The sequence below is a fragment of the Pseudomonas sp. GW823-FHT02F05 genome, assembly GCF_058797315.1.
In genome coordinates, this window is sequence record NZ_JBXAJM010000011.1 from 139,859 (window position 1) to 163,179 (window position 23,321).

A 23,321-nucleotide genomic window follows, 5' to 3' on the forward strand; every position below is an offset into this window, starting at 1 on the left:
GTGGCCCAACCTTCATAGGAAGGAGAACGCCATGAGCCGAGCTTTTGTAAATGAAGATAACGCGGCGGCCCAGGCTGATCAGCCGGTGGAGCGTCAGGTCAGCGCGCAACCTAACCGCCTGACCGCGCAAGGGTTGGCGCAATTGCAGGCCAGGGTGGCACAGTTGCAAGGGGAGCACAGCGACGAAGCCGCCAAGGGTGAGCAGGCCGACAAGCAGCGCCAGGCGGACCTTGAGCGGGATCTGCGTTACTTCAACCAGCGGGTGCAGAGCGCCCAGGTAGTCGCGCCGGCCACGTCCACCGACAAGGTGCAGATCGGCAGTTGGGTCACGTTCGCCAACGAGCAGGACGAACAGCAGCGCATCCAGTTGGTCGGTGAAGACCAGGCCGATGCCAACGCAGGCTTGATCAACTGGGGCTCGCCCCTGGGCCGTGCCTTGTTGGGCGCCCAGGTGGGCGACGAGGTGCTGTGGCAGCGCCCCGTCGGCGATCAGTTGATCGAAGTGCTGCGCATCGAACCCGAGGCCTAGACGATACCCTGGGCCAGCATCGCGTCAGCCACTTTCACGAAGCCCGCGATGTTCGCGCCCTTGACGTAGTTGATGCGGCCGTTTTCTTCACCGTAATGCACGCAGGCATGGTGGATCGACTGCATGATGTTGTGCAGCTTGCTGTCCACTTCCCCGGCGGTCCACAGCAGGCGCATGGCGTTTTGCGACATTTCCAGGCCGCTCACCGCCACGCCCCCCGCGTTGGACGCCTTGCCCGGCGCAAAGAGGATGCCCGCGTCGATGAAGATATCCACAGCCTCCAACGTGGTCGGCATGTTCGCGCCTTCGGCCACGCAGAGGCAGCCGTTGCGCAGCAAGGTGCGCGCAGCGTCGGCATCAAGTTCGTTCTGGGTGGCGCAGGGCAGCGCGATATCGCAGGCCAGTTCCCAAGGCGCCTGGCCTTTGCGGAACTCCAGGCCGAAACGTGTGGCCAGTTCACTGATACGCCCGCGCTGTACGTTTTTCAGCTCCAGCAGCGCCGACCATTGTTCTTCGGTCAAGCCGCTTTCGGCGTACAGGGTGCCTTCGGAGTCCGACAGGGAAATCACCTTGCCGCCCAGGTCCATGACCTTGCGCGCCGCGTATTGCGCCACGTTACCGGAGCCGGACACCGCCACACGCTTGCCTTCGACGCGCTGGCCTTGGCGTTTGAGCATTTCCTCGGCGAAATACACACAGCCGAAACCGGTGGCTTCCGGGCGGATCAGGCTACCGCCATAGGTCATGCCCTTGCCGGTCAGTACTGAGGTGAATTGATTGCTCAGGCGTTTGTACTGGCCGAACAGGAAGCCGATTTCCCGTGCGCCCACACCGATATCACCGGCCGGTACGTCCACGTCCGCACCGATATGGCGGTACAGCTCGCTCATGAACGCCTGGCAGAAGCGCATCACTTCGGCGTCGCTCTTGCCCTTGGGGTCGAAGTCCGAGCCGCCTTTGCCGCCGCCCATGGGCAGCGAGGTCAGGGAGTTCTTGAAGGTCTGTTCGAAGGCGAGGAATTTCAGCACACCCAGGTTGACTGAGGGGTGAAAGCGCAAACCGCCTTTGTAGGGCCCAATGGCGCTGTTCATCTGGATACGGAAACCGCGATTGACCTGGACCTTGCCATGGTCATCCACCCACGACACTCGGAACGTGATCGCGCGTTCCGGCTCGCAGATGCGCTCCAGGATGCCCGAGGTCAGATAGTGCGGGTTGGCTTCAAGAAAGGGCCACAGGCTGCGTAGAACTTCTTCTACAGCCTGGTGGAATTCCGGTTGGTCCGGGTCGCGTTTCTTGAGGCGGGCAAGGAAGGAATCGACGGATTCGGTCATGAACAGTCTCGGCAAATTGATTGTTGTTAAACGGAGATTGAGCCGGACTTTATCAATTCGTTTCGCACCGCGACAGGGCAAAATGTCGCCTTTGTGAAATTAAATGGTGCAATAAGTATAAGTAACTGCCTTTTTTTGCCCTTAAATGGGGATTTCACTCTGAGTTTTGCACCAACAGGTAGGCCGTTATCGCAGGCAAGCCAGCTCCCACATTGGATCGAGTACACCGGTCATGTGGGAGCTGGCTTGCCTGCGATAGCGGCGGTGCAGTTACAGATGCAGCGACTGACCCACCGCTTTCGCGAGCAAGCCCGCACAGCATTTGCCCACAGACCCGCGCATGTCTCTAGCGCGTACCGGGCACCAGGTCGAGTATCTCGTCGATGCCCAGGCAACGTGGCTCCAGTTCCAGCGTCCTGCCATTGGCGAGTATGCCGACGGCGGTATCGCGCATGGCCAGGTAGGCACTGCGCAACATGTGATTGGCATAAATCACCGCGTTGAAACCTGCTCGCTCCAGCACCTCGAACTTCAGGTGAACATAGCTGGTCGGCACACAAATCAGCGGTACCCTGGGCCGCTGCAGGCGAAACTGCCGGGCGAATTCCAGGATTTCCAGGCCATCCTGCTTGCGGCTGTGGATCATGATGCCATCCGCCCCCGCCTCGACATACGCCAGGCATCGCGCCATCGCCTCTTCCATGCCGCGATTCAGAATCAAGCTTTCACACCGGGCAATCATCATCAGCCCTGAGCCGGTGCGACTCGTGCACCCGGCCTGGAGCTTGGCGCAAAAGGCCTCGATGGACTCCTGCGCCTGGTCGACCTCGATACCCAAGAGTGAATTCTTCTTCAGGCCGCATTTGTCTTCGATCACCACCGCCGAGACGCCCGCGCGCTCCAGCATCTTGATATGAATCGCGAAATGTTCGGCCTTGCCGCCGGTATCGGCATCGAATATCAGCGGCAGCGAGCACACATCGAATATTTCGCGAATCCCCGGCAACCGGTTACTGGGCGAAAGGATTTCGATGTCGGGTAACCCGCGCTGGGTCGAGTCGGTCAGCGAACTCGACCAGATGGCGTCGTACCCCACCGTATGCCCTGGGCTGATTTCCAGCCTGGCGCGCTGCGCGAGCAACGCCGATATCGGGCTATGGGCTTCGAGTACACGCAGGCAACGGTTGCTATCCAACAGCGCCGACAGAGGGCGTCGGCGCGCTTCGGTATCCATCATAGGGTTCAGGCTCCTTATCAGCGGCACAACAAGGGTTATCGGACAGCCTCAATCCCAGGCGGGCTGTTCGCACTTGAGCACCGACGCCATCTTTTGCAGATGTTCGCAGGCCCTGGCCACGTACTCCCTGGAGAGCCGTGCGATACGCGCGTAATCCACGGCCTGCCCGGTGGCGCTGGCATACAGCCGCAACGCCTCAGCGGCATGCTTGAAGTGGCGTGCTTCCACGCTGCCGCAATGCACGCTGAGAAAACTTGCGACGCGGCTGGCCTCACCGGCGCTATAGCCCCGTACATCGCGCAACCACTGCTTCCATAGCGGGGTCATCAGGTTGTATTCGCCGGTATTGAACAACTCCGTCATGGCCATCATTTCCAGCGCTTCGATGAGCAGCGGCGCCAACGGGCGCTTTTCCCCCACCCAACCGGAGAATTCCTTGGTAATCGGGTTGAGGAATTTGTCTTGCAGGCGCCATTCATCGGAGCCGCAGATGGCCGAAGCCATGCGGTAATACAGCTTGGAGTGGTGCGGATGCCCATGCATTTCACCCAGCCCGATGTCCTCGACAATGATCTCCCCACAATGGGCCGCCGCCTCGAGCATTTTCAACCGGGCGTCATCCGTCAACGATGCCGACTCCTGGAGGATGCGCACGATGATGCTCGAGACGGCATGGGCGGCGCCGTCCGGGCTACGCCAGCCACAGAAGAACGTACACAGTGACGACTCGCTCCAATTACTGGAGGTCATGTCGACATAGGTCTCGCAGTACGTGTCCAGCGCGTCGGTTTGACTGTTGAAACCGCTGAGCAGGGCCTGGGCCAGATGTCCGTCCTCGACATCCACCAGCGCCTGGTTCACGTACCCGATAAATTGGCGGCTCAGATTTTCCACGGCTCATATCCTTTTAAGGTGGGGTTAATGCGCAACGATTTCTGACATGAAACGAGCGAAGCGTGTGAGGCCCTCAATCAGCGCTTCACGCTCAACGGCGTAGGAGATACGGATGCTGTTGCCGTCACCACAGCCAGAGCCTGGCACTACCGCAATATGGGCCTCGGTCAATAACAGATCGGCCAAGTGGTCGACGTCACGAATAACGGTGCCCAGGTAGCGACCCCCCAACTTGCGGGACACATCGATAAACAGATAGAACGCCCCTTCCGGCGGGGCGCACCGAATGCCGTCGACATGCCCCAGGCAAGTGCAGGCCGTGAGCAATTGCTGGTCGAGGAAGGCATTGACCTGGCGGGTAAAGTGCGGCGCGTCCGCCATCAGGCTGCCGAGCGCGGCATATTGGGACAGGCTGCTGGGGTTGGACGTCGTATGCCCTTGCAGGTTGTGCATGGCGGCGATGACTGGGGCCGGCGCGCACGCATACCCTACCCGCCAGCCGGTGACCGCGTGGCTCTTGGAAAACGAATCGACCAGTACCGTCTGATGTTTGAGCGGCGCAAACAGCGACACGATGTTGTGATGTTCATGGGGCGCGCGCACCAGTTTGCGGTAACACTCGTCGAACACCACCCAAAGCCTGTGTGCGAAGGCGAGCCGGGCAATACCCAGCAGTTCTTCGCGCTGATAAACCGTGCCCGTCGGATTGTTCGGGGTGTTGATCACAATCATCCGGGTGCGCGGGGTCAGGGCCTTCTGGACCGCTGCGCAGGTGAGGCGATAGTCATCCGCAGCCGTGTCGACATAGACGGGAACGCCACCAGCCAGTTGGATCTGGGTGGGGAAGGTTTCCCAGTACGGCACCGCGACAATGACTTCATCCCCCGGATTGAGCAGCACCATCGCGGCGTTGTACAGCGCCTGCTTGGCACCCGCGGTCACCGCTATTTCATCGGCGGCGTAATTCACCCCGCAGCGCTGAGTGACCTGCTGCGCCAGCGCGTGGCGAAGCTGGGGCAGGCCAATGGGCGGCGTATAGCGGTTGCGGGCAGTGGCGAGCGCATCGGTCGCGGCGGCTTTCATCACCGGGCAGGCATCGAAGGACAATTCGCCAGCGGCAAAGTTGACCACGTTGACGCCGGCTTCTTTCAAGGCATTGGCTTTACTGCGCATGCTGGACGTGCCGGGTGCGCTGAGACGTTGCGCACGCTGGGACAACGGCAATGACACGGCAGAGGGTTCACTGTTATTCATTGTTATACCTGCCAGAACACGCTGAAAAATTCGTTCGCCCTACCGGGCTTGGGCCTCCAGCCCTTGCTGAACCCGCCAGGACAGCGGCAAGGTCAGCAACAGGGTGGCGGCCAGCAACAGGACGGCCATGGGCACACCGGTGGCATCCCCAAGGCTGCCGAACAGCACCGGCGCCAAGGCGCCGCCACCGATGGTGCCGGTGTAGAACACGGCGAACGCCTGGTCGCGCCTGCCCGGCCCTGCCAGGTCCGGGACTGCGCCGTACAGCACCGACGACGTGCCGTTCAGCGCCAGCCCCAGCAGCGGCAACATCACCATCAAGCCGGCGTAGGGTAAGTACACCGCCATGACGATCAGCACGGCCGTGGTGAACTCCGTGGCCCATACCGTTTTCATCATGCCGATGCGCGCACCGAGGTAACCGCACAACAATTTGCCGAAGGCGCCCCCCACGAACAGCATGGTCAGCGCCAGACCGATGCCCGCAGGCCCGGCGCCCTTGGCCTTGAGCAAAAACGGCAGGAACGTGAGGAAACCCATGCGCACGGCGCTGTCCAGCGTGCCGGTCACGATCAGCGCACGCAGGCCGCTCGCGGAGCCGGCGCCGCCGCCCGTACGGGTGGCTTTCAGCGGCGCCGCCGAAGCCTCGGCGCGTGCCGGGATCAGCCACCACAACAGGCCTGCCGCCAGCAGCCCGAGTACACCCAGCAGGGTGACACTGGCGCGCCAACTGATGACCGCCAGCAACAGGCCGATCAGCCCCGGGATCAGGGTCTTGCCGATATCCCCGCTGAAGTTGTACTGCGACAGCGCTTGTTTGACGCCCCCGCCGGCCTCGTGCGTATCGGTGATCAACGACGAGGCCAGCGGGTGCTGCGTACTCGCGCCGAGCCCGCCCAGCAGCAGCGCCAACAGCAACACGCCCAGCCCACCGGCCTGGCCGGCCAGCAGGTAGGCCAGGCCCGCCAACGCCGTGCCACCTACCAGCAAGCGTTCACGCCCCCAGCGCGCGGCAGCCCGGCTGGCCAGTAACTGAAAACCGGCCATCATGCCCGCGTAAGCACCACGCAACAGGCCGATCTGGGCGTAGCTGAGGCCGAACTGCGCTTGCCAGATCGGCAACAGCACATAAATCACATCGGTCAGCCCGTCGTGCACGGCATGCGCGCCGCAGCCGGCCACCAGAGCGCGGCGACGCACGGTGACCGGGTCAGGCGGCGACAACGATGGCGCTGCGGTCTGCTTCAGGGTGTTCATCTGGGTCAGAGGCTCTCAGGCAAAAAGGCCGGGTTAACCCAGCAACTGCGCACAGTCGCTCATCACACTGGCTTTACGCTGCAGGTATTGGGCAAAAATGTCGCGTGCCGCGGCGGGGTCCACTTCAATCTGCATGGCAGTGGTGAACTCATTCACCGCCGCCACTGCATGGGCGAAATGGTTGCTCTCGGTACCGCCGGTGTGCACCGTGACCCAGGCCACCGTCGCACGGGATTTCTCCGGCGGCACGCCCATGTCCCGCACGAACCACTGCGAGTACAACGGGTGGATGAATTCCACTTCGCCATGGGTGTACACCTCGTGGATCAACGTGGTCAGTAACCCCTGCAGCAGGTCGCGATCACGCAGGCGGCGGGTGTCGGTCCAGTCCTTGAACGCCTGTGCCGAGGGCAGGCAATTGTCCTTCAATATCCACTGGTCATCGCCGCACAGCGCGGTGGCCATGGTGTAGAACAGGTCCGCGTGCAAGGTATTACCCAACGCGCCCAGATCTTCATCGGTGATGCGTTGCAGGCTGCCGCAGGCGCGGTACAACTGCGCGGCGGCGGCGGAGCCTTCATCGGAGCGCGCCAGCAAGGTAATGCGGTTGGCCAGGCCGGACACACTGGCTGCCGAATTATTGGTCTTGGACCAACTGGCGAAGAACTTGCGCAGTACCGCCGGCGAATGCCGACGCGAGGTGAGTCGCGCAAAAGCGTCTTCGATATCCACCAGCGCGTCTTCCTGAGCCCAGAAGGCTTCGAATAGCGCGTGGCGCAAGGCACCGGCCGGCATGTCGTTCAATACCGGTTCGATGAGCTTCAACAACTGGCTGCGCTTGATCACGGTGTTAGTCATGTTCACCTCTCATAGTCCTTTATTGGATGAAAAATCAGGCTGGTTTGCCCCGCTGTCCGGCGATCAGGGCCTGGGGCTTTACCGGTTTCCAGCCCAGCAGGGCAATCGCCAGCGACAACAGCTGAAAACCTGCGACCAACGCCACGCAGCCCGGCCAGCCCCATTGATTCCAGAGCATGGCCGGGGCCACGGCGCCGGCGCTGCCGCCCAGGTAATAACCGGTCAGGTACAGCCCCACGGCGCCGGACTTGTCCGGGCCTGCCGTGGTGGCGATATACGCATTGGCGGATGCCTGTGCCAGGAATACGCCGGTCGAACTCAGGGCCAGCCCCAACACGATCAGCCACAGGGACGGCAACAATGTCAGCGCCGAGCCACAGATGCCGAGCGCCACAGCGCCGGTCAGTAACTGCGATTGTGGTCGCGATTTGCTCAAGCGCCCCGCAACAGGAATGACCACCAGCGCCAGCAGGAACACCGCATACAAAGTGCCCAAGGCGGCGGCGCCCAGGTTGAACGGGGCCTGGCTGAGATACAGCCCGGCATAGGTAAAGGTTGCGACTTGGGAGAACAGCACGCAGAAACCGACGCCATAGGCCGCCAGCAAGGGTTTGCGCAGGAGCCGGCGCACCCCGTGCATGCCCACGGCCGCAACGCCGGGCCGCGCCACCGGATTGGCCGGCAACAGCCACACAATCAGCAGGCCGACCAGCAGGCTGATCACCGCCAACAGTTCGAAGGCTTCGCGCCAGCCCACATATTGGGTCATGACCCCCGAGACAAAGCGCCCGGCAAACCCACCGAGCACCGTCCCCGCGACGTACAAACTGGTGATCTCGGTGACCGTGGCCGCACGCCAGCGATCACCGATATAAGCCACGCTGGTGGCGAACACCACTGGGATCAACATCCCTTCGACAAAACGCCACACCAGCAGCTCGGCAAAACTGTCCACATAGGCCGTCAGCAGCGTCGGTAGCGCCAGCAGCAATGCGGCCACGGCAATCACCGTGCGCTGCTCGAAACGGCCGGTCAGGCGCCCGACAAACGGCGCGGTCACCGCCACCGCCAGCGTGGTCACCGTAATGCTCCACCCTGCCTGCCGGGCACTCACCTGGAAGCTTTCGGCAAACGCAGGCAGGATGCTCTGTGTCGCATAGAGATTCAGAAACGCCGCACAGCCACACAGGAACACGGCGAAGCGGGCGTGATGCATGCGCGGGTTCATGTGGCCTCTCGTCTTATAGTCGAGGATGTTTATAGAATACCCAGCGCAGGGAACACCAATACCGAATTCGGACCGATCAATACCCAGGAAACAGAATGCTTGATCTACGCAAGTTACGGTACTTCCTGACGGTCGCCGAAGAGCTGCACTTCGGCCGCGCGGCCCAGCGCCTGCACCTTGCCCAGCCGCCCCTGACGCGGCAGATTTCGGCCCTGGAAACCGAGCTTGGCTTTCGCCTGTTCGACCGCACCAGTCGTACGGTCACACTGACCGCCCAAGGCCAGCACTTTTTGCCGTATGCCCGCGCAGCGCTGGAACACGCCAGGCTTGCACAAGACATCGCCGCCAAATTGGCTGCCGGCTCGACCGGCCAACTGGTCGTAGGCTATGCCAGCTCGATCGCGTTGTCGGAACTCTTCAGCCAAACCCTGCAAGCCTTCGCCCAGCGTTTTCCCGATGTGCAACTGACCCTGGTGGAGAGCGCTTCCGGCAGCCTGCACACGCACGTGCTGGACGGGCGCATCGACGTCGGCATGAGCCGCCTGCTGCCTGAGGCCGGGCAAACCGGCGTCGAGGCTTTGTCGTTGGGGCAAGAACCGCTGGTGGCGGCTCTTTGCAGCGACAACGCGCTGGCGGAGCAGAGCGAAGTCACCCTCGCCCAGCTCAGTGAGTACCCGTTGATTCTGTTCCCCAGCGATTACGGTTCGGGCCTCAACGGCTCCATCGAGCACCTGTATCAACGCCGTGGCCTGGCGCTGCGCCCGGGCCCTGCGGGGCGCCAGATCACCTCGATCATCGCCCTGGTGGCGGCAGGCCAAGGTGTCTCGCTCGTGCCCCAGTGCACCCGAACCCTGGCCAGGAAAGGCGTGGTCTACCGCCCCTTGGCAGACCCCGAAGCCTGGGTACACCTGCTGATACTCACGCGCTCACCGTCACGCTCATTGTTGGTCGAGGCGTTCATGGGGGTGGTCGAAGAATTGCTGCGCAGCCGCCCAGCGCTGGCGCCCACGACGCTCCCGGCATAACGCGGGCAAAAAAATACCCCTGCGTGAGGGGTATTTTTTCAACAGGCTGTTGCGGCTATTGCAGCATCAGGCCAGTTTTTTGTGGCGTACGCGGTGCGGCTGGGCAGCGGCCTCACCCAAGCGCTTTTTACGGTCGGCTTCGTACTCGGTGTAGTTACCTTCGAAGAACACCGCTTGGGAGTCATCTTCGTACGCCAGGATGTGGGTCGCGACGCGGTCAAGGAACCACCGATCGTGAGAGATCACAATGGCGGCGCCCGGGAAGTCCAGCAGGGCTTCTTCCAGGGAACGCAGGGTTTCAACGTCGAGGTCGTTGGACGGTTCGTCGAGCAGCAGGACGTTGCCGCCCTCTTTCAGGGTCAGGGCCAGGTGCAAGCGACCGCGCTCACCACCGGACAGGTCCTTGACGAACTTCTGCTGGTCGCCGCCCTTGAAGTTGAAACGGCCGACGTAGGTGCGCGACGGGATTTCATAGTTGCCGATACGGATCTGGTCGGAACCGTCGGAGATCTGCTGGAACACAGTCTTGCTGCCGTCGAGGTCGTCGCGGCTCTGGTCCACACAGGCCAACTGCACGGTGTCACCGATCTCGATGCTGCCGGAGTCCGGGGTTTCCTTGCCCATCAGCATGCGGAACAGTGTGGATTTACCCGCACCGTTACCGCCGATAACGCCGACGATCGCGCCTTTTGGCATGGCGAACGACAGGTTGTCGATCAGCACGCGGTCGCCATAGCCTTTGGTCACGTTCTTGAACTCAATGACCTTGTCACCCAGGCGCGGACCAGCCGGGATGTAGATCTCGTTGGTTTCGCTGCGCTTCTGGAATTCCTGCGACTGCATTTCTTCAAAGCGTTGCAGACGCGCCTTGGATTTGGACTGGCGGGCCTTGGCGCCTTTGCGCACCCACTCCAGTTCTTCCTTCATGGCTTTTTCGTGGGCCGATTGCTGCTTGGATTCGGCGGCCAGACGGTCGGACTTGGCTTCCAGCCAACCGGAGTAGTTGCCCTCGTAAGGGATACCGGCGCCGCGGTCGAGCTCCAGGATCCAGCCGGCGACGTTGTCCAGGAAGTAACGGTCGTGCGTGATCGCAACCACGGTGCCCGGGAAATCGTGGAGGAAATGCTCCAGCCAGGCGACAGAATCGGCGTCCAGGTGGTTGGTCGGTTCGTCGAGCAGCAGCATGTCAGGGGCCGACAGCAGCAGGCGGCACAGGGCCACACGACGCTTCTCACCACCGGACAGGTGTTCAACCTTGGCGTCCCAGGCTGGCAGGCGCAGCGCATCGGCGGCGACTTCCAGTTGGCGCTCCAGGTTGTGGCCATCGCCCGCCTGCAGGATCGCTTCGAGCTTGGCCTGTTCGGCGGCCAGCTTGTCGAAGTCGGCATCCGGTTCGGCGTAGGCGGCGTACACCTCATCGAGGCGGGCCTGGGCGTCCTTGATCACGCTGACGGCTTCTTCGACCACTTCGCGCACGGTCTTGGTCGGGTCCAGGATCGGCTCTTGCGGCAGGTAACCGATGTTCAGGTCCGGCATCGGGCGGGCTTCGCCTTCGAACTCGGTGTCGACGCCCGCCATGATTTTCAGCAGGGTGGACTTACCCGAACCGTTGAGGCCGAGCACGCCGATCTTGGCGCCTGGAAAGAAGGACAGCGAAATGTTTTTCAGGATTTCCCGCTTCGGCGGAACAACTTTTCCCAGCCGATGCATGGTGAAGACGTATTGAGCCATGGTGAACCTAGCGTCAGTGACTGATGAATTAAGCGGACGAAGCCCGTGCCAGGCCATGCGCCGCGCGGGCCTTTGACTATCATCAATGCCAGCGAGCAAAAAAAGCCTGAATGTCTGGGGCTGGAACGCCCCCGCGTAACCGGCAAAGCTACCTGAATGCGCTGGGGCAGTCCAGCCAGGCAGGACTGGCACTTTGCCACAACTCAAGGCATGCTAGCCGCCCTTCGGGCGTCCGGCTTATAGTGCACGTCGCGCGCCAGTCCAGCCAAACCGCAGGATCACAGTTTGTCCAACGTCACGCCGCCCACGCCCTTGCGCGCCGCTCATATTGCGCCGGGAGCGCCCCTGCACGGCACCTTGAAAGGCGCGTTGGCGACGCTTGTCCTGCTGTTGCTCGCCTTGTTGTTCTGGCAACTGTTGGACCAATTGCAGCAGAACCAGAAAAACCAACAGCAATACACCATCGACTACAGCGCCGACCTGGCCGAGCAGATCAGCCAGAGCATGGCCCTGAGCGCGCAGATCGCCCTGAACCTGTTGCCGATTGTCGAGCCGCCGCGCAATGCCGAACAGCAGCAGGCCCTGATGCGCACCTTGCAGCGCTCGCTGCCGGACCTGCGCAGCTTCGCCCTGCTCGCCCCCAGCGGCGCACTGATCAGCGACACTGCCGAAGGCAGCCAAGACAGTGCCCTGCTCGAAGACCTGGTCAAGCGCAGTCACGCCCAGTCCTACTACCTGAGCAACGACAATGACGGCACGGTCATCTATCTGTTGCTGCACCAACCCAGCGGTGGCTCCAAGATGTACTGGGCCTTGCGCCTGGCGCCCAATTATCTGGCCAACCTCACACGCCAGGATGTCCAGGGCCAGCGCCCGATGTGGGCAATCGAGAACAGCCTGAACCATCGTGTGGTCAGCCGTGACAGCGGCATGCCGGCGCAGTGGTCCAGCGCCCTGACACCGGAAGAATTGAACCGCAGCGTGCTGGTCACGCCGTTGAGCAAAAGCGATTGGCAACTGCGCGGCATGTTTGACCGCAGTGCGGTGCTGGAACAACTGCTGCCGGCCTTTATCGGCAAGTGCCTGCTGGGCCTGGCGTTTTCGCTGATCCCGGTGATCGTGCTGCTCAACATGCGCCGTCGCCAACGCCAGGTGAACGAAGGCCGGCGACGCTATCAGGACATCTTCGAAGGCACCGGCGTCGCGTTGTGCGTGTTGGACCTGTCGGGGCTCAAGGCGTTTTGCAACAAGACCCAGGTGCAAAGCCGTGAGCAGTTGCACGCCTGGTTGCAGGCCAACCCCGCCGAGCGCAAGCAACTGCTCAAGGAGTTGCGCGTCACCGAGGTCAACCAGATGGCCGTGCGCCTGCTCAACGTCGCGTCTTGCGAGCAGGCGTGGGAGCGCCTGATCGATGATTGCCCGAGCAATGCCACGTCCATCGGCTATCAGGTGCTGGAGGCCGTACTGACCCGGCAAAAACAGCTGGAGCTGGAAATCCAGCTCAACGACGTGGCCGGCAACGAACAGTACCTGTGGCTGGTGATGCGTTTGCCGGAGCAGCAGGACGACGTCAAGGCCGTGATTCTCAGCATCAGCGACATCACCAGCCGCAAGCTGATCGAGTTATCGCTGGTGGAGCGTGAAAGTTTCTGGTCGGATGTGGTGCGCACCGTGCCCGATCACCTGTATGTGCAAGATGTGATCAGCCAGCGCATGATTTTCAGCAACCATCATTTGGGTCACACCCTGGGCTACAACAAAGCCGAGTTGCAGCAAATGGGTGAGTACTTCTGGGAAATCCTGCTGCACCCCGAAGACGCCGAGCACTACCATGACGCGCGCGAACAACAACGCCAGGTCGGCTATACGACCCAATTGCACTGCCAACTGCGCTTTCGTCACCGCAATAACCAGTGGCGCCGCTTCGATATCCGCGAACAGGCCCTGGCCCGCGATACGTCTACGGTGGTCACCCGGATCATCGGCGTGGCCAAGGACATTACCGACCAGATCGAGGCCAGTGAATCACTGCGCGACAGTGAACAGCGCTACCGGATGCTGGCCGAAAGCATCAGCGACGTGATCTGCTCCACCGACAGCCAACTGGCCCTCAACTACATCAGCCCCTCGGTCAACACCGTCCTGGGCTATGACGTGGACTGGGTGTTCAAGAACGGCTGGCAGTCGATCGTTGCCAACCCTCAGCAGTTGACCGGCATTTACAGCCTGATGGAACAGGTCAGCCGCGCCCTCGGCAACCCCGACGCCTTGAACACCTTGCGCGATGAACTGCAGACCCAACTGTTTCTGTTCGACTGCCTGCGCGCCGACGGGCGCAAGGTGCCGATAGAACTGCGCCTGGTGCTGGTGTGGGATGAAAATGGCGCGTTTGAAGGCATCCTCGGCGTGGGCCGCGATATCAGCCAGCAACGCCGCGCCGAAAAAGACCTGCGCATGGCGGCCACGGTATTTGAGCATTCCACCTCGGCCATCCTGATCACCGACCCAGCCGGTTATATCGTGCAAGCCAACGAGGCGTTCAGCCGGGTCAGCGGCTATGCGGTGAGCGATGTGCTCGACCAGTTGCCCAATATGCTCACCGTCGATGAGCAGCAGGAAGCCCATCTGCGTTATGTGCTCAAGCAATTGCACCAGCACAGCACCTGGGAAGGCGAGGTGTGGCTCAAGCGTCTCAATGGCGAGCATTACCCGGCCTGGGTCGGCATTACCGCGGTGTTCGACGACGAAGGCGACCTGGCCAGTTACGTGTGTTTCTTCAGCGATATCAGCGAGCGCAAGGCCAGTGAGCAGCGCATCCACCGCCTGGCCTACTATGACGCCCTGACCCACCTGCCCAACCGCACGCTGTTCCAGGACCGCCTGCACACCGCGTTGCAGTCCGCCGAACGGCAGAAGTCGTGGGTGGTGCTGATGTTCCTCGACCTTGACCGCTTCAAGCCGATCAACGACTCCCTCGGCCACGCGGCCGGCGACCGCATGCTCAAGGAAATGGCCACGCGCCTGCTCGGCTGCGTGGCCGAGGACGACACCGTGGCGCGCATGGGCGGCGACGAATTCACCTTGCTCCTGCAACCACGGGTCAGCCGCGACATGGCGCTGAACCGCGCCATTCATGTGGCCGAGCAGATCCTCGCCAGCCTGGTCAAACCTTTTGTGCTGGAGGGCCGCGAATTCTTCGTGACCGCCAGCATCGGCATCGCCCTGAGCCCGCAAGACGGCAACGAGCTGAGCCAATTGATGAAAAACGCCGACACGGCGATGTATCACGCTAAAGAGCGCGGCAAGAACAACTTCCAGTTCTACCAGGCCGACATGAACGCCAGCGCCCTGGAGCGCCTGGAACTGGAAAGCGACCTGCGCCACGCCTTGGACCAGAACGAATTCGTGCTCTATTACCAGCCGCAATTCAGCGGCGACGGCAAACGCCTGACCGGCGCCGAAGCCCTGCTGCGCTGGCGCCACCCGCGCCGTGGCCTGGTACCGCCCGGGGACTTTATCCCGGTGCTGGAAGAGCTCGGGCTGGTGGTGGATGTGGGCGACTGGGTGATCGGCGAAGCCTGTCGCCAGCTCAAGACCTGGCACCAGAACAAGGTGCGAGTCCCTAAAGTCTCGGTAAACATCTCGGCGCGGCAGTTCTCCGACGGCCAACTGGGCACGCGTATCGCCACCATTCTCAAGGACACCGGCCTGCCGCCGGCGTGCCTGGAGCTGGAACTGACCGAAAGTATCCTGATGCGTGAAGTCAACGAAGCCCTGCAGATCCTCGCCAGCCTGAAAAACCTGGGCCTGAGCATCGCGGTGGATGACTTTGGCACCGGCTATTCGTCGCTCAACTACCTCAAGCAATTCCCCATCGATGTGCTGAAGATCGACCGCACCTTCGTCGATGGCCTGCCCTCCGGTGAGCAGGACGCGCAGATCGCCCGGGCGATTATTGCCATGGCCCACAGCCTGAACCTGGCGGTGATTGCCGAAGGCGTGGAAACCCATGAGCAGTTGGACTTCCTGCGTGAGCATGGCTGTGATGAGGTGCAGGGTTACCTGTTCGGGCGGCCGATGCCGGCGAATCGGTTTGAGGTGCAGTTCAGTAATGATGCGCTGTTCATGTTTGACTGAAGTCCCTGATCGTTCCCACGCTCCGCGTGGGAACGCAATTCTGGACGCTCTGCGTCCGCTTTTAAATGTGACGCAGAGCGTCACGGGATGCATTCCCACGCAGAGCGTGGGAACGATCATCCCCAGATGAACCCCACTTGTCCGCGACATGATGTCCTTTCATATGCCATCTAAAACCCATTGAGTTAGAATGCCCTCCTTTTCTGCCCCCGATCCTTGAGGACCGCCATGTTCAGCCGTGATTTGACTATTGCCAAGTACGACGCCGATCTCTTCGCCGCCATGGAGCAAGAAGCCGTGCGCCAGGAAGAGCACATTGAGCTGATCGCTTCGGAAAACTACACCAGCCCTGCGGTGATGGAGGCTCAAGGTTCGGTTCTGACCAACAAGTACGCCGAAGGCTACCCAGGCAAGCGCTACTACGGTGGTTGCGAGTACGTCGACGTGGTTGAGCAGTTGGCCATCGACCGTGCCAAAGAGCTGTTCGGCGCCGATTACGCCAACGTCCAGCCACACGCCGGCTCCCAAGCCAACAGCGCCGTGTACCTGGCCCTGCTGCAAGGCGGCGACACCATCCTGGGCATGAGCCTGGCCCATGGCGGTCACCTGACCCACGGTGCCACGGTTTCGTCCTCCGGCAAGCTGTACAACGCCGTTCAGTACGGTATCGATGCCAACGGCCTGATCGACTACGATGAAGTCGAGCGCCTGGCCGTCGAGCACAAGCCAAAAATGATCGTGGCCGGTTTCTCTGCCTACTCGCAGATCCTGGACTTCCCACGTTTCCGTGAAATCGCCGACAAGGTCGGTGCCTACCTGTTCGTCGACATGGCCCACGTGGCCGGTCTGGTAGCTGCGGGCGTTTACCCCAACCCAGTGCCTTACGCTGACGTGGTCACCACCACTACCCACAAGACCCTGCGCGGTCCACGTGGCGGCCTGATCCTGGCACGCGCCAACGCCGAGATCGAGAAGAAGCTCAACTCCGCCGTTTTCCCGGGCGCCCAAGGCGGCCCGCTGGAGCACGTGATCGCGGCCAAGGCGATCTGCTTCAAGGAAGCACTGCAGCCTGAGTTCAAGACCTACCAGCAACAAGTGGTCAAGAACGCCAAGACCATGGCCAGCGTGTTCATCGAGCGCGGTTTTGACGTGGTGTCCGGCGGTACCGAAAACCACCTGTTCCTGCTGTCGCTGATCAAGCAGGACATTTCCGGTAAAGATGCTGACGCTGCCCTGGGCAAAGCTTTCATCACCGTGAACAAGAACTCCGTGCCGAACGATCCACGTTCGCCGTTCGTCACCTCCGGCCTGCGCTTCGGCACCCCGGCAGTGACCACCCGTGGCTTCAAGGAAGCCGAGTGCAAGGAACTGGCGGGCTGGATCTGCGACATCCTGGCCGACCTGAACAACGAAGCCGTGATCGACGCGGTACGTGAGAAGGTCAAGGCTATCTGCAAGAAGCTGCCGGTATACGGCGCGTAATACCAAGAAGCCCACTGTAGGAGCGAGCTTGCTCGCGAAAAACGTCAACGATAACGCGTGCATCTTGGGTGCACGCGTTGCCTGTGAGTTCTTCGCGAGCAAGCTCGCTCCTACAAGTGGGCTTTTTTATGCCGATTTCAATTTGAAACAGGGTCAAGTGTGGGAGCTGGCTTGCCTGCGATGGCGGTTTTGCAGTCAGCCCATCAGTGATTGACCCGCCGCTATCGCAGGCAAGCCAGCTCCCACATTGGAGTGCATTTCAAGTCGGGTTTATTGGTAGACCCGCTCAAAGCCTTGGCGGATCTTGTCTTCGGGCAGCTCATCGGCAATAAACACGATCACACTCTCCCGCACCTCGCCCTCGGCCCATTCGGTATCCCAGTCGAAGCCATACAGCTTCAGCACGCCCTGGAACACCATGCGTCGGTCTTCTCCGGCAATGTTCAATACGCCCTTGTAACGCAGCAGTTGCTTGCCATGGTCTTCCAGCAGTTCGTTCATGAACTCGCTGAGACGGTCGATATCCAGCGGCTGGTCGGTGCGCAGCACCAGGCTGGAAATACGGTCGACCGAAGGCGCTGCACTCACCGGGCGCAGGCTCATGCCGGCGTTGAGGTTGAAGCCGCGCACATCCAGCAATTCGGCCAGGTCAATCTTGCCGTGATCCACCACACGAATTGGCGCACGGCGGTTGATGCGGGTGAGGCGCTGGCTGAGGGCGTCGAAGCTGGCGTCGTCTACCAGGTCGCGCTTGCTCACCAACAGGCGGTCGGCAAAGCCGATCTGGGCCTGGGCGATGGTCTGGGTCAGATGATGCTCGGCGTGGGCCGCATCCACCAGGGTGATGATGCCGTCGAGGATATAGCGTTCGCGCAGCTCTTCGTCGATGAAGAAGGTCTGGGCCACCGGCGCAGGGTCGGCCAGGCCGGTGCATTCGATCACCAGCCGGTCGAAGGCGATCTCGCCGCTGTCCAGGCGTTCCAGCAACAGGTACAGGGCTTTGGTCAGGTCGGTGTGGATGGTGCAGCACACGCAGCCGTTGGACAGGGTCATCACTTGCACTGGCTCGTCGCCCAGCAATTGGGTGTCGATACCGGCGTCACTGAATTCGTTTTCGATCACAGCGATTTTCAAGCCGTGCTCGGCTTTGAGCAGGTGGCGCAGCAAGGTGGTCTTGCCGGCACCGAGGAAGCCGCTGAGGATGGTGACGGGGATGGGAGAGGACAAAGAGATTCTCCTTGAAGAAACACAGAAACAAATGTGGGAGCAAAGGCCTCTGTGGGAGCTGGCTTGCCTGCGATGCAGACAACTCGGTGCTTGCGTCAGACCGAGGTGATGCTATCGCAGGCAAGCCAGCTCCCACAGAAAACCCTGCTCCCACAGGGGTATCGCATTGGCCCGCGTTACCGGGTTAGCAGCATTTGGGCCCACCCTTGCCGCCGTAACGGGCTTCCTGGCGCTCCCGGAAGAACGCCTTGTAGTCCATCACCGGCTTGTCCGGGTGTTTGGTTTGCATATGCTCGACGTAGGTGTCGTAGTCGGGCATGCCGACCATCAGGCGGGCGGCCTGACCGAGGTATTTACCGAGGCGACTGATGTCATTGAACATGTCTGCAATCCTCGTTATGCGTCCGGTGCAGCCTGGAACGGGGCTTCTTTATCCGTACGCTCTTCGTTGCCCCAGGCGGCGACGCCGACTTTGAGCGCATAGAACAGGATGCTGAACACCACGAACAGGAACAGCGCCGTCAGCGTTGCGTTGGTGTAGGCGTTCCAGATCACGTGTTGCATCTGGTCGATGCTCTTGGCCGGGGCGAGGATCTGGCCGTTAGCCAGGGCATCGCTGTATTTCTTGGCCAGCGACAGGAAGCCGATCGCCGGGTTGGCGTCGAACAGCTTGATGAAGCCTGCGGTGGTGGTGCAGATCAGCAGCCAGACAGCCGGCAACATGGTCACCCAAATGTAGCGCTGACGCTTCATTTTGATCAGCACAACGGTCGCCAGCATCAGCGCGATACCGGCCAGCATCTGGTTGGAGATACCGAACAGCGGCCACAAGGTATTGATGCCACCCAGCGGGTCGATCACGCCCTGGTACAGCAAGTAACCCCACATCGCCACGCAGCCTGCGGTAGCAATCAGGTTGGCAGTCCACGACTCGGTGCGTTTGAGCGCAGGCACGAAGGAACCGAGCAGGTCTTGCAGCATGAAACGACCGGCGCGGGTACCGGCATCCACTGCCGTAAGGATGAACAGCGCTTCGAACAGGATCGCAAAGTGGTACCAGAACGCCATGGTGTTTTCACCCGGCAGCACGCTGTGCAGGATCTGCGCGATACCTACCGCCAACGTCGGCGCACCGCCGGCACGGGCCAGGATGGTGGTTTCGCCGATATCGTGGGCAACGGCCGACAACGCCTCAGGGGTAATTGCAAAGCCCCAGCTGCTGACGGTTTGCGCCACGGTGACCACGTCGGTACCGACAATGGCAGCCGGGCTGTTCATGGCGAAGTACACGCCAGGCTCGATCACCGAAGCGGCAACCATCGCCATGATGGCCACGAACGACTCCATCAGCATGCCGCCGTAACCGATGTAACGGGCGTGGCTTTCACTGGCCAGCAGCTTGGGCGTGGTGCCCGAGGAGATCAGCGCATGGAAGCCCGAGACCGCGCCACAGGCAATGGTGATGAACAGGAACGGGAACAGGCCGCCCTTCCACACCGGGCCGGTGCCGTCGATGAACTGGGTGAGTGCCGGCATTTTCAGGTCAGGCATGGTGACCAGGATGCCAATCGCCAGGGCGATGATGGTGCCGATTTTCAGGAACGTCGACAGGTAGTCGCGGGGCGCCAGGATGAGCCACACCGGCAGCACAGCAGCCACGAAGCCGTAGCCGATCAGCATCCAGGTGATCTGGATACCGGTGAAGGTGAACGCCTTGGCCCACTCTGGATCAGCGGCAATCTGCCCGCCCAGCCAGATCGAACCCAGCAGCAACAGCACGCCGATGATCGAGATTTCCCCGATGCGGCCCGGGCGGATGTAGCGCATATAGATGCCCATGAACATCGCGATCGGGATGGTCGCCATCACCGTGAAAATGCCCCATGGGCTCTCGGCCAGGGCCTTGACCACGATCAGCGCCAGCACCGCGAGGATGATGATCATGATCAGGAAGCAGCCGAACAGCGCGATGGTCCCGGGAATGCGGCCCATCTCTTCGCGAACCATGTCCCCCAGGGAACGGCCATTGCGACGGGTGGACAGGAACAGGACCATGAAGTCTTGCACCGCACCGGCCAGCACCACCCCGGCAATCAGCCAGAGGGTACCGGGCAGATAGCCCATTTGCGCCGCCAGCACCGGGCCGACCAACGGGCCTGCACCGGCAATCGCCGCAAAGTGGTGACCGAAAAGAATGTGTTTGTTGGTTGGTACGTAGTCCAGACCATCGTTGTTGACCACCGCAGGGGTTGCCCGCCGTGGATCGAGTTGCATCACGTTGTTGGCGATGAACAGACTGTAGTAACGGTACGCAACCAGGTAGATGGCCACAGCAGCGACCACAATCCACAAGGCGTTGATCGCCTCGCCGCGGCGCAAGGCCACTACGCCCAGGGCGCACGCTCCTACAATTGCCAGCACCAGCCAGGGTAAGTGGCGTAGCAGGCTATTATTATTTTTCATTTTTATATTCCAGCCAGGGTGGACAGAAAGGACAGCCAGCCCGAGTTTAGCGCTACTGGCCTCAAAGACCAGCCCCCTACGTTGGTCTAGAGCCTTCAACCGCTAAAAAAAGCCGAAATAAACGCCCCTTGATGGCCCGGGGCTACACTCCTCCCATTCACAGAGGGCTTTACCATGACCGAGCATGCGTCCGAACGTCGCCGTTTTCGCCGGATCGCCTTTGATGCCACGGCCGAACTTCGGCAAAACGGCAGCGAATGGCCGGTAAAACTGGTGGATTTATCACTCAAGGGATTGCTGGTGGAACGGCCTGACAACTGGAAGGGAAATAAAGCGCTGCCCTTTGACGTCGACATACGCCTGGACCAGAAGACGCATATAAAGATGCAAGCGCGGCTGACCCATGAAGATCAGGGTCAATTGGGCTTTGTGTGCAAACACATTGATCTGGATTCGATCAGCCATTTGCGGCGCTTTGTAGAGCTGAACCTGGGTGATGAGCGAGAACTGGAGCGCGAGCTGGGCGCCCTGCTGGAGATCTGAAAACGCACATCAATCAAAATGTGGGAGCTGGCTTGCCTGCGATAGCGGCGGGTCAGCTTACCCATTCTTGCCTGATACACCGCCATCGCAGGCAAGCCAGCTCCCACAGGGGTTCAGCGGTGCTGCGGATTATTCGAACAGGGCATCCAACGCCTGCTCCAGCCGCGTCACAGCAATAATCTGCAACCCCGGCGGCGCCTCCTTCGGCGCATTGCCCTTGGGCACAATCGCCCGTTTGAAGCCATGCTTGGCCGCTTCCTTCAAGCGCTCCTGCCCACTCGGCACCGGGCGCACTTCGCCCGACAAACCCACCTCGCCAAACACCAGCAAGTCATGGGGCAACGGCCGATTACGCAGGCTGGACATCACCGCCGCCATCAGCGCCAGGTCGGACGCAGTCTCCAGCACCTTGACCCCGCCCACCACGTTAAGGAACACATCCTGATCGTGGGTCGGAATGCCGCCATGTCGGTGCAGCACCGCCAGCAACATCGCCAGGCGGTTCTGGTCCAGGCCCAATGTGACCCGCCGTGGGTTGGCCAAATGGCTGTCATCCACCAGCGCCTGGACTTCCACCAGCATCGGCCGGGTGCCTTCCCACGTCGCCATTACCACACTGCCCGGAACTTCTTCCTGAGCGCGGGTGAGAAAAATCGCCGAGGGGTTCGAGACTTCTTTCAGCCCCCGATCGGTCATGGCGAACACGCCCAGTTCGTTGACGGCGCCAAAACGGTTCTTCACCGCCCGCAGCAGGCGCAGGCGACCGTCAGATTCCCCTTCGAAATACAGCACGGTGTCGACCATGTGTTCCAACACCCGTGGCCCGGCCAGTGCGCCTTCTTTGGTCACGTGGCCGACCAGGAAGATCGCCGTGCCACTCTGCTTGGCGTAACGCACCAACAGCGCCGCGCTTTCGCGCACCTGGGACACGCCGCCGGGTGCCGATTGCAGTTGTTCGGTGAAAATCGTCTGGATCGAGTCAATGACCATGACTTTAGGCTTTTCGATGCGCGCCGTGGCGATGATGCTTTCGATGCAGGTTTCGGTCATGACCCGCAGTTGGTCCTGGGGCAAGCCCAGGCGCCGGGCGCGCATGGCCACTTGCTGCTGGGACTCTTCGCCGGTGACATACAGCGCAGGCATGCGGCTGGCGATGCTGCACAGGGTTTGCAGCAGGATCGTGGACTTGCCGATGCCCGGGTCACCGCCGATCAGCACCACCGAGCCGTCCACCAGACCACCGCCCAAGACCCGGTCCAGCTCGCCGGAGGCGGTGGAAAAGCGCGGAATCTCTTCGACGCTGACTTCGGCCAGGGTCTTGATCTGCGCCTGTTGCCCGGTCCAGCCGGCACGGCCGGTGGGGGCCGCGGCACCGCCACTCTCGATCATGGTTTCAGTCAGCGTGTTCCACGCGCCGCATTCGGAGCACTGGCCTGCCCATTTGGGAAAGGTCGCGCCGCACTCTGTGCAGCCGTACATGCGCTTGGCCTTTGCCATGTGAGAACCTCCAACCGAAAAACCGCGATGATAGCTCAGCGCGAAGCTGGGGTCCGGATTTCGCCCTTCGCTAAACGTGAAGCACTGTTACCCACGGGGTCCTCGGCGTTCAGGTCTGCGCCTTTGGCTTGCAGCGCCCCCAACAATTCGACGCGCTTGAACAACCCGGCGTACATGGCGGCGGTCTGCCCTGCGCCGTTGCGCTGGTCGGGGTTGCAGTCGGTGGCCAACAGGCGCTGGGCGATTTTCAGCTCGCCTTTGAAGATGGCGCCCATCAACGCCGTGTTACCGCGTTTATCCTGGACGCAGGCGTCGGCGCCGGCATCGAGCAGACGCTCCACATACGGGCCCTGGCCGTGATAAGCAGCCAGGATCAACGCGGTGTAGCCCTTGTCATCCTGGGCATTGAGGCCGTAGCCGGACTCTATGAAGGTGTTGAGCATGTCGAGGTCGCCACGACGGGCGGCGTCGAAATAGTAATCCTGCAACTGCGCCTTGAGCGCCACCGGGTCGGGGGACTCGGCATGAGCGGTAAAGGCCAGCATGGCCATCAGTAAGCCGATAGAGATACGCATAGGGTGTTCTCCTGCCAAAGGTCGACGCCCGTGAAGGCGCCGACCGCAAC

General features: G+C 61.5%; 18 protein-coding genes. 5 read left to right on the forward strand and 13 right to left on the reverse strand.

What is annotated here, in order from left to right; all coding sequences use genetic code 11:
* Positions 1 to 31 precede the first annotated feature (31 nt).
* Positions 32 to 529, forward strand: coding sequence for a GreA/GreB family elongation factor (locus AC1RAC_RS15015; protein WP_060764087.1), 498 nt, complete (start codon positions 32 to 34; stop codon positions 527 to 529).
* Here AC1RAC_RS15015 and gdhA read toward each other — a convergent pair.
* The 7 genes from gdhA to AC1RAC_RS15050 form a co-directional block, all read right to left on the reverse strand.
* Positions 526 to 1,863, reverse strand: a complete 1,338-nt coding sequence (gdhA, locus tag AC1RAC_RS15020) for an NADP-specific glutamate dehydrogenase (RefSeq protein ID WP_034126961.1) — start codon at positions 1,861 to 1,863, stop codon at positions 526 to 528. The two genes, AC1RAC_RS15015 and gdhA, sit on opposite strands and share 4 nt — an antisense overlap.
* A gap of 346 nt (positions 1,864 to 2,209) precedes the next feature.
* A complete protein-coding gene (gene aepX / locus AC1RAC_RS15025) occupies positions 2,210 to 3,100 on the reverse strand; it encodes a phosphoenolpyruvate mutase (protein ID WP_072448313.1) in 891 nt (296 codons plus the stop codon).
* A 48-nt stretch (positions 3,101 to 3,148) separates the two neighbouring features.
* Complete coding sequence (locus AC1RAC_RS15030) at positions 3,149 to 3,994, reverse strand: hypothetical protein (RefSeq protein WP_072448311.1); 846 nt, start codon at positions 3,992 to 3,994, stop codon at positions 3,149 to 3,151.
* Positions 3,995 to 4,018: 24 nt separating this feature from the next.
* Entirely contained in the window at positions 4,019 to 5,248 is a 1,230-nt protein-coding gene (locus AC1RAC_RS15035; RefSeq protein WP_492616727.1) for a pyridoxal phosphate-dependent aminotransferase, read from the reverse strand.
* 39 nt (positions 5,249 to 5,287) lie between these two features.
* Positions 5,288 to 6,505 (reverse strand): MFS transporter, encoded by a 1,218-nt coding sequence (locus tag AC1RAC_RS15040; RefSeq protein ID WP_197882975.1) that lies wholly within the window; start codon positions 6,503 to 6,505, stop codon positions 5,288 to 5,290.
* 33 nt (positions 6,506 to 6,538) lie between these two features.
* On the reverse strand, positions 6,539 to 7,363 hold the full coding sequence (locus tag AC1RAC_RS15045; RefSeq protein WP_060764967.1) for a hypothetical protein: 825 nt from the start codon (positions 7,361 to 7,363) through the stop codon (positions 6,539 to 6,541).
* Between the two features lie 34 nt (positions 7,364 to 7,397).
* Positions 7,398 to 8,591, reverse strand: a complete 1,194-nt coding sequence (locus AC1RAC_RS15050) for an MFS transporter (protein WP_019818017.1) — start codon at positions 8,589 to 8,591, stop codon at positions 7,398 to 7,400.
* A 95-nt stretch (positions 8,592 to 8,686) separates the two neighbouring features.
* Between AC1RAC_RS15050 and AC1RAC_RS15055 the strand changes: the two genes are divergently transcribed.
* A complete protein-coding gene (locus tag AC1RAC_RS15055; protein WP_205548070.1) occupies positions 8,687 to 9,616 on the forward strand; it encodes a LysR family transcriptional regulator in 930 nt (309 codons plus the stop codon).
* A gap of 66 nt (positions 9,617 to 9,682) precedes the next feature.
* Here the strand turns inward: AC1RAC_RS15055 and ettA are convergent, their stop codons facing one another.
* Positions 9,683 to 11,347 carry an energy-dependent translational throttle protein EttA gene (gene ettA, locus AC1RAC_RS15060; protein ID WP_014720011.1) on the reverse strand — a complete coding sequence of 555 codons (1,665 nt, stop codon included), beginning with the start codon at positions 11,345 to 11,347 and terminating at the stop codon, positions 9,683 to 9,685.
* A gap of 285 nt (positions 11,348 to 11,632) precedes the next feature.
* Here ettA and AC1RAC_RS15065 point away from each other — a divergent pair, with 285 nt between their 5' ends.
* Complete coding sequence (locus AC1RAC_RS15065) at positions 11,633 to 15,484, forward strand: sensor domain-containing protein (protein WP_089042486.1); 3,852 nt, start codon at positions 11,633 to 11,635, stop codon at positions 15,482 to 15,484.
* Between the two features lie 228 nt (positions 15,485 to 15,712).
* Positions 15,713 to 16,966, forward strand: a complete 1,254-nt coding sequence (gene glyA / locus AC1RAC_RS15070; RefSeq protein WP_003194304.1) for a serine hydroxymethyltransferase — start codon at positions 15,713 to 15,715, stop codon at positions 16,964 to 16,966.
* Between the two features lie 270 nt (positions 16,967 to 17,236).
* On the opposite strand, the gene yjiA is transcribed toward glyA, so the two are convergent.
* The 3 genes from yjiA to AC1RAC_RS15085 all read right to left on the reverse strand — a co-directional run bounded on the left by yjiA (position 17,237) and on the right by AC1RAC_RS15085 (position 20,656).
* The gene (gene yjiA / locus AC1RAC_RS15075) at positions 17,237 to 18,193 is read right to left on the reverse strand and encodes a GTPase (RefSeq protein WP_089042487.1); all 957 of its coding nucleotides are present in this window, start codon (positions 18,191 to 18,193) and stop codon (positions 17,237 to 17,239) included.
* Positions 18,194 to 18,377: 184 nt separating this feature from the next.
* Positions 18,378 to 18,575, reverse strand: a complete 198-nt coding sequence (locus AC1RAC_RS15080; protein ID WP_003194308.1) for a YbdD/YjiX family protein — start codon at positions 18,573 to 18,575, stop codon at positions 18,378 to 18,380.
* Positions 18,576 to 18,589: 14 nt separating this feature from the next.
* Positions 18,590 to 20,656, reverse strand: coding sequence for a carbon starvation CstA family protein (locus AC1RAC_RS15085; RefSeq protein WP_089042488.1), 2,067 nt, complete (start codon positions 20,654 to 20,656; stop codon positions 18,590 to 18,592).
* A 174-nt stretch (positions 20,657 to 20,830) separates the two neighbouring features.
* Between AC1RAC_RS15085 and AC1RAC_RS15090 the strand changes: the two genes are divergently transcribed.
* A complete protein-coding gene (locus AC1RAC_RS15090; protein ID WP_089042489.1) occupies positions 20,831 to 21,199 on the forward strand; it encodes a PilZ domain-containing protein in 369 nt (122 codons plus the stop codon).
* Positions 21,200 to 21,328: 129 nt separating this feature from the next.
* On the opposite strand, the gene radA is transcribed toward AC1RAC_RS15090, so the two are convergent.
* Together radA and AC1RAC_RS15100 are read right to left on the reverse strand one after the other, a co-directional pair.
* The gene (gene radA / locus AC1RAC_RS15095; RefSeq protein WP_003194313.1) at positions 21,329 to 22,696 is read right to left on the reverse strand and encodes a DNA repair protein RadA; all 1,368 of its coding nucleotides are present in this window, start codon (positions 22,694 to 22,696) and stop codon (positions 21,329 to 21,331) included.
* Positions 22,697 to 22,731: 35 nt separating this feature from the next.
* Entirely contained in the window at positions 22,732 to 23,271 is a 540-nt protein-coding gene (locus AC1RAC_RS15100; RefSeq protein WP_054896156.1) for an ankyrin repeat domain-containing protein, read from the reverse strand.
* Between the last annotated feature and the right edge of the window lie 50 nt (positions 23,272 to 23,321).